Below are 12,722 nucleotides of genomic sequence, written 5' to 3'. Positions count from 1 at the left end.
GATGCCGTTTACACGAGTTTCACTGCACCGCGGGAAATCGGCCGAGTATTTACAGGCGTTGTCTGCGGGTTTGCACGATGCCTTGGTCGAGAGCTTCGAAGTACCGATGACGGATCGCTTCCAAGCCATTCACCAACATGAGGTCGGCGAGCTGATCTTTGATCCCCACTACCAGGGCGGGCCGCGCAGCCATGACTTTGTGCTCATCGCGATTACCGCAGGCCGTCCTCGAAGTGTTGAGATCAAACAGCGTTTTTATCGCGATCTGGTCGAGAAGTTGGGGCGGGCGACGGGCCTGAACGCAGAGGATGTCATGGTGATAATCACCACGACGGCCGGCGATGAGTGGTCGTTTGGAGGAGGGCGAGGTAACTAGCGGGAACAATCACGGGATCTGCGAGCGAACGAAGATCTTTGAATTCCCCGGGGATTCCGTGATTCCAACAAAGGGCGGAAAATTGCCCGGGATCGCCCACGCCGATTGCTGCCTGTTACGAAAGACTGCAATCGGCCAAAAGGGCACGATCGGTGACCTGCAAGCACGGCAACGAATCCTGTGCCCTTTAACGGTGATTCACCGCTCCAGCTACCCCGCCGTCGCTCACCGGTTCAGGAACTTGATGACAGCACTGGCGAACAGTTCTGGCTGATCAAGCATGATGAAGTGAAAACTGCCGTCAATGCGCCTGAAGCTGATGTTTGGGGTCGAGGCATAGGCGTTATGGAACATTGCATCAATCTGGGATGCCTCTACGCCGTAAAGCAGGTCGTAGGCATAGACGACCTCGACAGGCACCTTGATGCGATCAAGCTCAGGCCGGAGATCGGTGACCATCAGTTCATACATGGCATCGGCCATCGTCTTTCGGTCCGAGTTCATCCCCGCTGCGACCAGGCCTGGCCTGACTGCTTCAGTTTTAGCGAGACGGTCGATGGCGGCCAGCTGCATGGAGTGCGCCTGCTCAGGCGTTGCCGCCAACATTGCATCGCGCATCGCAGCAGCCTGCGGGGTCGCCGTTTCACTGGTCGCGCGGGGGTCAAAGAGCAACGTATAGAAGGGCATCGCATCGACAATCATCAGGCGTGCCACTTGATCGGGATGACGCGCACCCACCATCAGGGCCACCTCACCACCCAACGAATGACCGATGATGACCGGCGCCTCGATGCGCTGGCTGCGGATGTATTCAGCGATCGCCTCGGCCGTCGGCGCGACGACTCTCCCGTCTGGACTGGATACGGCAGGCGAGCCGGCAAAGCCAGCTACCTGAACGAGATGGAGACGGTGGCTGTGCCGTAATCTGGAGGCCAAATCAGCCCAGACTTCGTAGGACGACGCAAATCCTGGAATTAAGATGATATCTGTTCCCGAGCCTTGCACCAGCACTGAGATACCACCCTGGTTGACAGTGACTGGCGGCAGGGGTGCAGGCTGGGCTGGCGATGCAGACAACAGCGCCAGCGTGGTGCCAATCCCGGCAAGGATCACGCCTGCACGCATGGCGTTCCCCTTTTCGCGCAGTGCGACGTGACATTTACAGTGTCACGGTCGCCGATTACACCGACGGGCAGGCTGCTTGGCGGGTTCATAGCCATTCCTTTGACCGAAAAAGTATGGCCACTATAACGGCGCACAAAGGCATCAGGAAACTCTCCCTACCGGCGATCCTTGGCGTCAGCGATATACCGAGCTAGCCATACTTGCACGCCTCTCATGCAACCCGATTTCTACTGCTGAAATTGCTCGGGCACAGTTGTCATTGATAGGCGGCTAGTCATTTGATCGTAACGACGACCTTGCCTTTGGCTCGTCCCTGTTCGACGTATTTCAGAGCCTCTGCCGTTGATTCAAAGGAAAACGTTCGATCAATCACCGGATTGATGATGCCCGCCTCAACCAGCGCGCTGATTTGTTGCAGTTGGGCGCCGTTGGCGCGCATGAACACGAACCTGTACCTGATGTCCTGCTTGCGTGCCCTGCGCCGAATGCCGAGGCTGAGCAGGCGCATAACCTGCTGCAATGGCCAGGATAACCCTTGCTCCTGTGCGAACAGCGCAGTGGGCGGCCCTGAGATGGAAATCAGTTGGCCGCCGGGTTTGAGGACCTCGAGTGACTTGTCCAGGACATCGGTGCCGAGGCTGTTCAACACCAGGTCGTAGCCGTGCAAGACATTTTCGAAATTCTGCTTTTTGTAGTCGATGACCACGTCAGCCCCCAGCATCTTGACCCATTCGACATTCGCGGTGCTGGTGGTTGTGGCGACAAAGGCACCCAGGTGTTTGGCAAGCTGTATGGCAATGCTGCCGACGCCGCCGGAGCCTGCGTGAATCAACACCTTCTGGCCCTTTTGCAGCCGGGCGGTGTCGACCAGCACTTGCCAGGCAGTCAGTGCCACCAAAGGCAGGGACGCGGCTTGCGCCATGCTGGTATTGGCCGGTTTCAGGGCGATCGCGTTCTCGTCCACGGCAATCCTTTCGGCGAACGTGCCGATCCGTGCTTGCGGCGGGCGAGCGTACACTTCGTCACCTGGTTTGAAGCGTGTCACTTGCGAGCCGACCGTCACCACGACCCCCGCCAGGTCGTTGCCCAGAATGAGCGGAAACGAGTAGGGCAGGATCAGCTTGAATTCGCCTGTGCTGATCTTCGAGTCCAGCACGTTGACACTGCTGGCATGGACCTCGATCAAGACGTCGTGGGCACCCACTTCAGGGGCTGACGCTTCGCCGAGGCGTCCGGGTTGCTTGCCGTAGCGATCAATAAGAAATGCTTTCATCGAGGTACGGCTCTTGTCGGTTGTAGGGAGGGTAGCCGGTGTGTGGTCAGGCATCGAGGAACGCCTGCGCCCTGGCCACAAATTCAACGTGGTACTGGAAAATCCCGCCGTGACCGGCATCCTGATAAATCACCAGCTCTGCGTTGGGGATACGCTTGGCCAGTTCAAACGAATTGATGCTCGGCACCATGATATCGGTGTCGCCGTTAACGACCAGTGCTGGTGCCTGCAAGCGTTCAAGGTCTTGCGGCGGTTGTTTGCCCCACGCGGTGATCGCTTTCAATTGACGCAGGAAAGCACGGGGCGTCGGGCCTTGGTCGCGATTGTTCTTGCGGGCTTGCAGGCGCTGCAAATACTGCGCGGCAGATCGACGGCCGTGGGCCGTAGACGTGAAGAACAGGTAGAATTTCGGATCGCGCAGGGTCAGCAGGCCTTTGACAATCAATGGCCACGACACCGCGCCAACCTTGTCGATACCGCTTCCGCCGGCCGGCCCGGTGCCGGTCAGAATCAACCGCCGCACCCGATCAGGCGCCTTCAGAGCGATGTCCTGAGCGACGAAGCCGCCGAGCGAGAATCCGAGCACATCAACGGTTTCCAGCCCCAGGGCGCGGATCAACTGAATGGCATCGTCGGCCATCTCGCCGACGGTCAGTGGCGCGGTTCCACCCGAGCCGCCGATGCCACGATAGTCGGTGGTGATGACGCGTCGGGTTTGCGCCAGGCCATCGATGATTGCGGGATCGAAGTTATCGAGCACCGCGCCCCAATGATTGAACATTACAAGGGGCACGCCGGTAGTGGGGCCGATATCGCGGTAGGCGAATGGGATACCGTTGACCCTGATCGATTGGTTCGCAGCGTTGATGAATGACGTTGGCGAACCCGAAGGGGGATGTTTCTGGGCTGAATTCATTACGCCTCCCGATTTCTGGACGGGTTCGATGCAGCGCCTTGCGCTTGCATCGAATCCGCACCAAATGCTCACTGCCTGAAGATCACTCTGGAGTCTGGTAACGCTGAGCAACCGCGGACTGACGGATTTGCCCGATCAGGCCCAGACGTGCGCCCTGCAGGGCATCCCAACGCTGCGCTTCGTGCAGCGGCGGAATGGTCACGGGTTCGCGACGATCGAAGCCGACGAGAGCGGCATCCACCAGATCGCCCACTTCCATGATTTCACTCAGGGTGTTGATGTCGACGCCGGAACGATCCCATATTTCCGTGCGCGTTGCGGCCGGCAGCACGGCCTGCACGTAGACGCCTTGAGGCGACAGTTCCAGGCTCAAACCCTGGGACAGGAAAAGCACAAAGGCCTTGGTCGCACCGTAGACTGTCATGCCGAATTCCGGTGCGAGGCCTACAACCGAACCGATGTTGATGATCGCGCCTTCACCGGCCTTGGCCAGGCGTGGAGCGATGGCGCTGGCGAGCCGCACCAGCGCCGTAGTGTTGAGGGCAACCAGTTGCGCCACTTTATTGGTGCTTTGCTCGACGAAATGCCCGGACAGTGCAGCGCCGGCGTTATTGACGAGGATCCCGATGCGGGCGTCGTCGCGCAGACGGTTTTCAATGTTGCTCAGATCGCCGGGTTGAGTCAGGTCCGCCGGGATCACATCGACGGTGACGTTGTGTTCGCTGCGCAAGCGTGCGGCCAGTGCATCCAGGCGCGCCTGATCACGGGCAACTACCACCAGATCGTGGCCGCGTTGTGCAAAGCGTTCGGCGTAGACGGCGCCAATCCCGGTGGAGGCGCCAGTGATCAAAACAGTTGGGCGAGTGCTCATGGGGTATCTCTCTTTCAGGATATGAGAAACAGAACGGGCTCAGCTTGCGCTGACGCTCGATTCAGCCAGTGTCGGGTAATCGATGTAGCCTGCCGCACCGCCGCCATAGAGGGTGGCGGGATTGAACGCGGACAACGGCGCGCCACGTTTCAGGCGTTCCACCAGATCCGGGTTGCCAATGAAGGGGCGACCGAAGGCGATCAGGTCGGCCTGGTCTTCAGCGAGCCGCGAGGTGGCCAGATCGAGGTCATAGCCGTTGTTGGCGATGTAGGTGTTTTTGAAGCGCTGGCGCAGGGCGGCGAAATCGAAGGGCGCCACGTCACGCGGGCCGCCGGTCGCGCCTTCGACCACGTGCAGGTAAACCACGCCGAGGGCGTCGAGTTGTTCTACGACGTAATCGAATTGCGCCTGCGGATCGCTGCTGGATACGCCATTGGCCGGCGACACTGGTGACAGGCGTACGCCGGTGCGGTCGGCACCGATCTCACTAACCACAGCCTCCGTCACTTCGAGCAACAGACGCGCACGATTTTCAATCGAGCCGCCGTAAGCATCGGTGCGCAGATTGGCGTTGTCCTTGAGGAATTGATCGAGCAGGTAGCCGTTGGCACCGTGAATTTCCACGCCATCGAAGCCAGCGGCGATCGCATTGGCCGCCGCCTGCCGGAAGTCGCTGACGACTCCCGGCAGTTCGCTGATGTCCAGTGCGCGAGGCTCGGAGACGTCTTCGAAGCGGTTGTTGACGAACACTTTGGTGGCGGCGCGCAGCGCGGAAGGGGACACGGGGGCAGCGCCGTTTTCCTGCAGGTCGACGTGCGAGACGCGGCCGACATGCCACAATTGCAGAAAGATTTTTCCTCCCTTGGCATGCACGGCATCAGTCACGGCGCGCCAGCCGTCGATCTGTGCCGGAGTGTAGATTCCCGGTGTGTCTTGATAACCCTGTCCCTGCCGGGAAATCTGCGTGGCTTCGCTGATCAGCAAGCCGGCGCTGGCGCGCTGGCTGTAATAGGTCGCCGCGAATTCGCTAGGGACGAAGCCTTGACCGGCGCGGTTGCGTGTCAGCGGCGCGAGAACGACGCGGTTCGATAGCGAGAGGCTGCCTAGGGTGTAAGGAGTGAACAGAGTCCGCTTGGTCATTTGATGAATCTTCCGTGCCCGTTGATGAAAATCAGTGGTGCAGGCAATTAGGATGATGATCGAAATCTAAACTGTCAACAATTTTGATTATGGGTAACATCTATGTATCATCGGACTCAGGATTTCCCGGGAAACACGAGGTATTGCAAGTGAGAGTAACCAAGGCCCAGGCGCAGGCAAATCGAGAGCACATCGTTGAAACCGCCTCACAGCTGTTCCGTGAGCGGGGCTTTGACGGCGTCGGCGTTGCTGATCTCATGGCGGCCGCTGGTTTCACCCATGGTGGTTTCTACAAACATTTCGGGTCGAAAGCAGACCTCATGGCTGAAGCATCGGCGTGCAGTCTGGCCAAATCGCTGACCGCCGCCCAAGCGCTGGATGTTCCGGGCTTCATCAACGTCTACGTGACTAGAGAGCATCGCGACGGACGCGGCAGTGGTTGCACGATGGCCGCGCTGTGTGGCGACGCGGCGCGTCAGGCGGACGATGTGAAAGCGACGTTTGCCGAAGGCATAGAACACATTCTGCAGACGCTAGAAGCTAAATACCCGACAGGAACGAATCCTGAGCCGGGTGAGGGCAGAAAGAAAATGATCGACCTGCTTTCACGTGCCGTCGGCGCGATTATTTTGTCGCGCGCCTGCCCGGATGACTCCGCACTTGCTGATGAAATACTTGAGGTGTGCCGGGCAGAAATGATTGCTTCATTGCCGGTCGATGACGTGGAACCGGTGTAGAGACGGCGCTCATTGAAAGAGTAGCTTCAGTAGAAGTGCGATGTTTGTGCTTGGAGCAGAAAGTCAATTTGAGTCCAAAACCATGGGGCGCGAATGACAGCTTTTGGCCGGAATCAGCCCTGCGTAACAGGCTGCTATCGGCCATCTTCGGTCTTTCCAGTCTATGTTTAAGCACTAAATTTCGCGGCGCACTCTCCCTGGCGGCGCCCCATAAACCTCCTTGAATTTTTTACTGAATGCCGCCTGCGATTGGTAACCAACCTGCAACGCTATATCTTTCAAACCCAGATGCGAATGACTCAGCAGACTGAACGCCAATTCCATACGGACTTGCGTAAGCAATACCCACGGCGACACACCAGCCACACGAACGAACGTGCGCATGAAAGATGCACGGGACATGCACGCGATCTCGGCCAGGTTCTGGATGGTCCACTCGTGCGCAGGATTAGCCAACATCGCCTGCCAAGCGGGTCCCAGACGTTTATCGCTGAGCAAGGCAAGTGTACCGATGTCTTGGCCATGGCTTACTAGATAGGCGCGAAGGATCAGGGTGAATAACCCTTGAGAAAGAGCATCGAGCAAAAATCTTGCTCCAATCTGATCACCGTCTGCTTCCCCTCGTAGCATATCGACCAGCGACGGTAATGGCCCATCTGCCGGGAACACGCCGCTGGGAATCAACAGGTACTCAGGCAATGAAGCAAACAGCAGCGAAGTCCGGTTGAAGTGAAAGCAGCCGCAGAGCATGTCCAGATCCGCACTCACGCCGCCAATGCGATGTATCGGCAATACGCCAGCGCTGATGCGCTTTGGCGGTGTTGGCGCAACATCTTTCCCCGGACTATGCAGCACGTGCGCACCACCACTGGGCAGCAATAGAACGTCGCCGGCGCACATAGAAAGACGCTGACCGTCTGGAAGCTCCACCCGACACTCACCCGACAGCACAACGTGGTATGGCGCTTTACCCAGCGCTTCCTGCTCATGCTCCAGAGCCCAGTCACCCTGAAATTGGCAACGTAAATCCAGACTGCCACGAACATTGGCAAGGCTGATGAGCTTGTCGATTGAATTCATTTGAGCGCATCGCATAAAAAACAGAGCGTATCGAACTAATCAAAATCGGACCAGTGCATACACTAAACGAGGCTAAACACTACACCCAACCTCCTCAGGAGTTAATGCGATGTTCAATAACTGGTCCGACTTGTTGCCCTCCATCCAGAAAGCTTTCGGCGCGCTGGGCAAAAGTAATCCCAAGATGGTCAAAGCCTACATGGCCCTCGGTGATGCCTCTGCCGAAAACGATGTGCTCGACGCCAAGACCCGCGAGCTGATCTCCATCGCAGTCGCCGTCACTACACGCTGCGACGGCTGTATTGCCGCTCACACTGATGCGGCGATCAAGGCTGGTGCGAGCCGCGAGGAAGTGGCCGCGACATTGGCCACTGCGATCTCGTTGAACGCAGGTGCCGCTTACATTTTTTCACTGCGCGCGCTTGAAGCGTACGACACCTTGAAAAAATAGTGCACACGCCATAACTCCACCGGCCCCGGACACTTCAACGTGCCGGGGCTTACTTGTATACCTCCGGACGTCAGCAACTTGTTGAGACGATCCAACAATAACTTGAGCATGACGCACAAAAGCGTCTCGAGGCTAAGCCTCAGACTGGCTCCACATTCCACATATTCGGATAAGTCTGATGCCCGCTTCATTCACTACATGGCTGCAATTTATCAGCAAGCTCGACACCCTCGGCACACACCTCATGAGACTGGCGATCGCCATGGTTTTCTTGTGGATCGGGGCACTCAAATTCGCGCCTTACGAGGCCGACAGCATTACCCCATTTGTCGCCAACAGCCCGTTCATGTCGTTTTTTTACGAACATCCCGAGGATTACAAGGCACACCTCACGCACGAGGGTGAACTGAATGCGGACAAGCGCGTTTGGCAGACCGCAAATAACACCTACGTCTTTTCCACCGGACTGGGCTTTGTAGAAATTCTGATCGGTCTGCTTGTGCTTTCCAACCCGATCTCGCGACGCGCCGGTCTGCTTGGAGGGGCACTGGCGTTCGGCACGCCGCTGGTGACCTTGACCTTCCTGCTCACTACACCTGAAGCCTGGGTGCCGGATCTTGGTGATGCTGAACACGGCTTTCCCTTCCTGTCTGGTGCAGGACGTCTGGTGCTCAAAGACGTCTTGATGCTGGCCGGCGCTCTACCGGTAATGGCTGATTCCGCTCGCCAGTTGTTGCAAGAGAGGCGCTCCTGATTTTCTGAATCGCCCCGGTTTTTCCAGGCACCCTTGAGCGGCTGCTCTGGCCGTAAGCAGCCTGTCACGAGGGCCGCTTCCGGACAATGGCCGCTCTTCGTGCCAGACAGCACTTGCTCCTTCCCAGCCCGAAGTCGGTCACGTAGCTGAGCCAATTGCGCAAAACCCATGATTCAGTTCACCGCCTCAAGGTTGATCCAGCCAATGCCGCAGCAATGGGGGCCGCAGCATGAGAGCGAAGACTTATAATTACTCGTCCTTATTATCTGGCGGTGGGGCCCCATGAATTTCGTCAAACATGGCGCTTGTCACGGAAGCAGCATAAACAATGTATTTCATATCACTCTCTTTGCTACTGACTTCATAAATGTCACAAAGAAGGCTTCTGTTGTGCTTGGGTAACGCGACAGGCGACCAGGATGAAAGGCTCTTGAAGTTGTACTCGGGGCCTTTGTACGTTAAAGACCTTATGCCGACTACGATGCGTTTATATTGCTGCCTGTCAGGTCTTTTGGAGGTTTGATAGTCGCCTATAAATGTACCTAAAGAACCAGAGACAACATCTATGCACGCCTTGTCTAGCGCGGTTTCATAATCAGCCGCCGCATATGTTCCAACGCTGCCATGATTGGAATAGAATTTTTGTAGCGGCGACAATTTCTCTTCGGGATACTGGGGGGTATATTTATCACCCTCGAAATAGTATTCGATGTACCCTCGCGAAATATCGACCCTGTTATAGGTCTTTCTCTTTTCTATCACGTCTTCGAACGTGTACCAGCGCTGCTCAATTAGTCTGTGCTCGACTTCCAGTCCGTTCGCCAAAACCTGTAAAGAAAGCGCGGAGCCGAACAGGATAGATGCAATCACACTATTTTTCATGGGTTCACCTGAGGCAGGGTTTTTAAATTTTTATTTATTTTAATCGGTGCGTGATAGAGGTGTAGATTTATCTAATGGAAACATCAATATCATCAATTGAATGACCTCGCTTTTTATAAACATCCAATGACTTATGAGCGTGTGCGAGGGCATTGGGTGCAAGGGCCCGAGTGTTCAAATCACTCGGTCCAGAGCATGTTGTTCAATGATCAGGTCCAACTTCCGCGAGTCGCGGCTTTTTCATGGGTGTGACTTTTGCGCCACCTCTGCGCGTTGATCCGGGCCTGTTCAGGTCACTGGGCCTTGGCACGCTTGATGTCACTTATGATTTGCCGCGCGATAGCCTGTACCTGCTCTTCGGTCATGGCCGACATGACGCCTTCCCAGGCTGAAGATGAAGTGTCGTAGGTCCGGGACCCGATCAACTGGCCTGACTTCAAGTCTGTAAAGTCTGCCGATGAGTTGATCCAGGCATTACCGACCATAACGCCGGCGCTATAACGCGCACCGGGTGTCAGGTAGCGAAAGTTGGTCACGTTGATCCTGAGCCCGATACCGTCTTTTTCCACAGGGTTCATTGGCTGGGGTTCGGCAAGGCCATAGCCGGCCTGGGTCGCTTCAACGTGCAGGGCCTGGCTCCATTCTTCCTTCAACCGCGGCCAGTCCTTGTTTTGCTCAACCCTGGTGTTGCCCTGGAGCTCGAGGATGATGTTGCGCTTGGCTGCTTCGCGGATTGCCAATGTGTCAGTGCCGCTGCTTTTTACAGTGGCAGCGCAGCCGCCCAGCATCGAAATGGCTACGCAGCAGGACAGGGCAAGCGAGAGTTTAGTCAGGTTCATTGAACTTCCATCTTCACAAAAAAAGTAAAAAGCTAATGGTTGCGCCGCGCCAGATCACCGGGCCCAAAGTGCGGAGTTGGTTGTTTTTTTCATCAGGCAGAGTATTCGCTGGCCATCATACCGCCATCACCCAATCTGACCATACCCTGAACGATGGTGTCTGCTGACGGCCCAGGGTTTAAATCAACAACACAGCATGTTCTGGCGTGGCGAGGTATTGTTCTGCAGTTTTGACTATTCAGCGAAAAGGATCAGTTGCATGTCTAACCGCCCAGGTTTTTTTCATCTGCTCGGCATTACTGCCCTCAGTCTGTTTATCGGTAGCGCCCAGGCCAGCACGGCTTCAGCGCCTCCCGAGTCGTTGCCGTTGTTGCTGGCAAGCATGAATGAGCGATTGAACATCGCAGACCAGGTTGCCCTGAGTAAGTGGGACAGTGGCAAGCCGGTGCAGGACGGTGCGCGCGAAGCGCAAGTCATTGGTAACGCCCGGGTTCTGGCCACGGCCAGGCAATTGGACCCGGATGCTGTGGCCGAGCTGCTGGCTGCCCAGATCGAAGGCAACAAGCTGGTGCAGTATGGGTTGCTGGCCGAATGGCAAGCTGCCGGCAAGGCTCCGGACGTCCCGCGGGCTGATCTCTCGACGCAGATCCGGGCACAGCTGGATCAACTGCAAACCCGGCTGTTGCAGCACTACAGTGCCTTCTCCGCGTATCGCAATGCCCCGGACTGCAGCCGCTGGGTTGCTCAGGCGCGCAAAGGCCTGGCCAAGGATCAATTGCATGAACTGGCACTGATTCGGGCAACCGGGGATCTGTGTACCGCTGGTAAATGACACCAGGGTGACCGGGGGCTGGCGATACAGCCGGGGGAGGGGCGGTGTCGGGTAGCGCCCGGTTGCGCGAAGTTGTCCGGCACGACTCAAATGCGTACAGCCTCTTCCCCTGACGCCAGAATATGAAACTCGGTATGGCTGAGTTTGTGGGCGTGGCCGCCACTGCTGACCTGGTAATGCCTGCTGCTCTGCGTCCACCCGGCGTTTGCGCCATCCGCGCCGGTGGTCATGGTTTGGGTGGTCAGTTCCTCTATTTCGTATATACGGCCGGTACTGCTTCTGGCTTCGAACAGATCTGTTCGTACAATCCTTGTCTTGTCCATGACGCGTCCTTGGGTGTTGGTTCCGGGATCAGGCCCCAGGCAATGAACCGCTGCCTGGCACTGGACAAACCCTTGTCCGCTGATAATCCCTGATCGTTTGCCACTGTGGATTCAATACCCGTTACCGGGCCTCGGCACAATTCGTGCTTTGGCATTAGTCGCAAGTGACAGGGGCAACCGGCAGCCGGATCAAGGCTGCGGCAGCAGTTCCTCAATCACCTGCAAACAATGATTGAGCCCGGGGGACACGTCGCCCACGCGCCGGCTGAGGATGATCGGTGAAGTCGCGTTGGCCTCCAGCAGCGGGGTAAAACCAATATCGTCGCGGTGCAACAATTGCACCGAGGCCGGTACCAGGGTCACGCCGATTCCCGCGCCCACCAGGCCAATGGCGGTTTGCAGTTCGTTGGTCCATTGCGCGACATGGATGTTCACGCCGTAGGAATCGAAGAGGGCAATCACGTGGTCGGCGTAGCTTGGCCGCGGATTGACCGGGTACAGCACAAACGGCTCGGCTGCCAGCTGACGCAGACTGATGGGCCCTGCCAGCAGTCTGTGCCCGGCGGGGAGGGCAGCCACCAGGCGGTCTTCGGTGAGTATGCTCTGGACGATGGCCGGATCCTCGATGTGGATACGTCCGAAGCCGATGTCTATCCGGCCGGCCTTGAGTGCCTGTACCTGCTGCAGGGTGGTCATTTCCGAAAGCCCCAGTTCAAGCTCCACCGACTTGCCGCCGCGCAGGCGCCGAATCAGTTCCGGCAGCACGCCATACAGGGTCGATGGCGCAAAGCCGATACCCAGCCAGGTTTTTTCTCCGGAGCCGATGCGTTGAGTGTTGTCACAGACCTTGCTCAACTGTTCCAGCAGGGCCGTGCTGTGCTCGTAAAAAAAACGCCCGGCAGCGGTCAGCTTCAGCGGTCGGCCACGCTCCAGCAATAACACCCCCAACTCTTCTTCCAGCTGCTGGATCTGCCGGCTCAGGGGCGGTTGGGCAATATGCAGCAGCTCGGCGGCGCGGGTGAAGTTGAGCGTTTGAGCCAGTACCTGGAAATACCGCAGATGACGCAGTTCCATAGAAACTCCAGAGCAGGTCCCATACCTTAAAGGTATCAAGTCAGACCAA

Annotated in this window: 15 protein-coding genes; 5 read left to right on the top strand and 10 right to left on the bottom strand. The window is 57.3% G+C overall.

Going from position 1 to position 12,722, the window contains the following annotated elements; genetic code table 11:
- The first annotated feature begins 1 nt into the window (after position 1).
- On the top strand, positions 2–376 hold the full coding sequence (locus B195_RS14135; RefSeq protein WP_003442316.1) for a tautomerase family protein: 375 nt from the start codon (positions 2–4) through the stop codon (positions 374–376).
- A gap of 225 nt (positions 377–601) precedes the next feature.
- Here B195_RS14135 and B195_RS14130 read toward each other — a convergent pair whose 3' ends face one another.
- From B195_RS14130 to B195_RS14110, 5 genes are all read right to left on the bottom strand, one after another.
- A complete protein-coding gene (locus tag B195_RS14130) occupies positions 602–1,501 on the bottom strand; it encodes an alpha/beta fold hydrolase (RefSeq protein ID WP_003442318.1) in 900 nt (299 codons plus the stop codon).
- Between the two features lie 274 nt (positions 1,502–1,775).
- Positions 1,776–2,774, bottom strand: coding sequence for an NADP-dependent oxidoreductase (locus tag B195_RS14125; RefSeq protein ID WP_003442319.1), 999 nt, complete (start codon positions 2,772–2,774; stop codon positions 1,776–1,778).
- Positions 2,775–2,820: 46 nt separating this feature from the next.
- Complete coding sequence (locus tag B195_RS14120) at positions 2,821–3,690, bottom strand: alpha/beta fold hydrolase (protein WP_003442321.1); 870 nt, start codon at positions 3,688–3,690, stop codon at positions 2,821–2,823.
- Between the two features lie 82 nt (positions 3,691–3,772).
- Positions 3,773–4,561 (bottom strand): SDR family oxidoreductase, encoded by a 789-nt coding sequence (locus B195_RS14115; RefSeq protein WP_003442323.1) that lies wholly within the window; start codon positions 4,559–4,561, stop codon positions 3,773–3,775.
- Positions 4,562–4,600: 39 nt separating this feature from the next.
- Positions 4,601–5,701, bottom strand: coding sequence for an alkene reductase (locus B195_RS14110; RefSeq protein ID WP_003442325.1), 1,101 nt, complete (start codon positions 5,699–5,701; stop codon positions 4,601–4,603).
- Positions 5,702–5,850: 149 nt separating this feature from the next.
- Between B195_RS14110 and B195_RS14105 the strand changes: the two genes are divergently transcribed.
- Positions 5,851–6,438 carry a TetR/AcrR family transcriptional regulator gene (locus B195_RS14105; RefSeq protein WP_191985184.1) on the top strand — a complete coding sequence of 196 codons (588 nt, stop codon included), beginning with the start codon at positions 5,851–5,853 and terminating at the stop codon, positions 6,436–6,438.
- Positions 6,439–6,612: 174 nt separating this feature from the next.
- On the opposite strand, the gene B195_RS14100 is transcribed toward B195_RS14105, so the two are convergent.
- Positions 6,613–7,518, bottom strand: coding sequence for an AraC family transcriptional regulator (locus B195_RS14100; protein ID WP_003442329.1), 906 nt, complete (start codon positions 7,516–7,518; stop codon positions 6,613–6,615).
- 109 nt (positions 7,519–7,627) lie between these two features.
- On the opposite strand from B195_RS14100, the gene B195_RS14095 reads away from it, so the two are divergent.
- Positions 7,628–7,969 (top strand): carboxymuconolactone decarboxylase family protein, encoded by a 342-nt coding sequence (locus B195_RS14095; RefSeq protein WP_003442331.1) that lies wholly within the window; start codon positions 7,628–7,630, stop codon positions 7,967–7,969.
- Between the two features lie 178 nt (positions 7,970–8,147).
- Positions 8,148–8,723, top strand: coding sequence for a reactive chlorine resistance membrane protein RclC (gene rclC, locus B195_RS14090; RefSeq protein WP_003442333.1), 576 nt, complete (start codon positions 8,148–8,150; stop codon positions 8,721–8,723).
- Positions 8,724–8,972: 249 nt separating this feature from the next.
- On the opposite strand, the gene B195_RS14085 is transcribed toward rclC, so the two are convergent.
- On the bottom strand, positions 8,973–9,605 hold the full coding sequence (locus tag B195_RS14085) for a hypothetical protein (protein ID WP_003442334.1): 633 nt from the start codon (positions 9,603–9,605) through the stop codon (positions 8,973–8,975).
- A 293-nt stretch (positions 9,606–9,898) separates the two neighbouring features.
- Complete coding sequence (locus B195_RS14080; RefSeq protein WP_003442335.1) at positions 9,899–10,444, bottom strand: DUF4410 domain-containing protein; 546 nt, start codon at positions 10,442–10,444, stop codon at positions 9,899–9,901.
- Between the two features lie 259 nt (positions 10,445–10,703).
- Between B195_RS14080 and B195_RS14075 the strand changes: the two genes are divergently transcribed.
- Positions 10,704–11,276, top strand: a complete 573-nt coding sequence (locus tag B195_RS14075) for a chorismate mutase (protein WP_003442337.1) — start codon at positions 10,704–10,706, stop codon at positions 11,274–11,276.
- Positions 11,277–11,362: 86 nt separating this feature from the next.
- On the opposite strand, the gene B195_RS14070 is transcribed toward B195_RS14075, so the two are convergent.
- The gene (locus tag B195_RS14070; RefSeq protein WP_003442339.1) at positions 11,363–11,599 is read right to left on the bottom strand and encodes a hypothetical protein; all 237 of its coding nucleotides are present in this window, start codon (positions 11,597–11,599) and stop codon (positions 11,363–11,365) included.
- Between the two features lie 189 nt (positions 11,600–11,788).
- Positions 11,789–12,673 (bottom strand): LysR family transcriptional regulator, encoded by an 885-nt coding sequence (locus tag B195_RS14065; RefSeq protein WP_003442340.1) that lies wholly within the window; start codon positions 12,671–12,673, stop codon positions 11,789–11,791.
- Positions 12,674–12,722 lie beyond the last annotated feature (49 nt).

It is taken from the genome of Pseudomonas sp. Lz4W (genome assembly GCF_000346225.2).
Classification (GTDB): domain Bacteria; phylum Pseudomonadota; class Gammaproteobacteria; order Pseudomonadales; family Pseudomonadaceae; genus Aquipseudomonas; species Aquipseudomonas paraversuta.
Note: the sequence above shows the minus strand (reverse complement) of the source record. Positions and strands in the feature narration are given on the sequence as shown.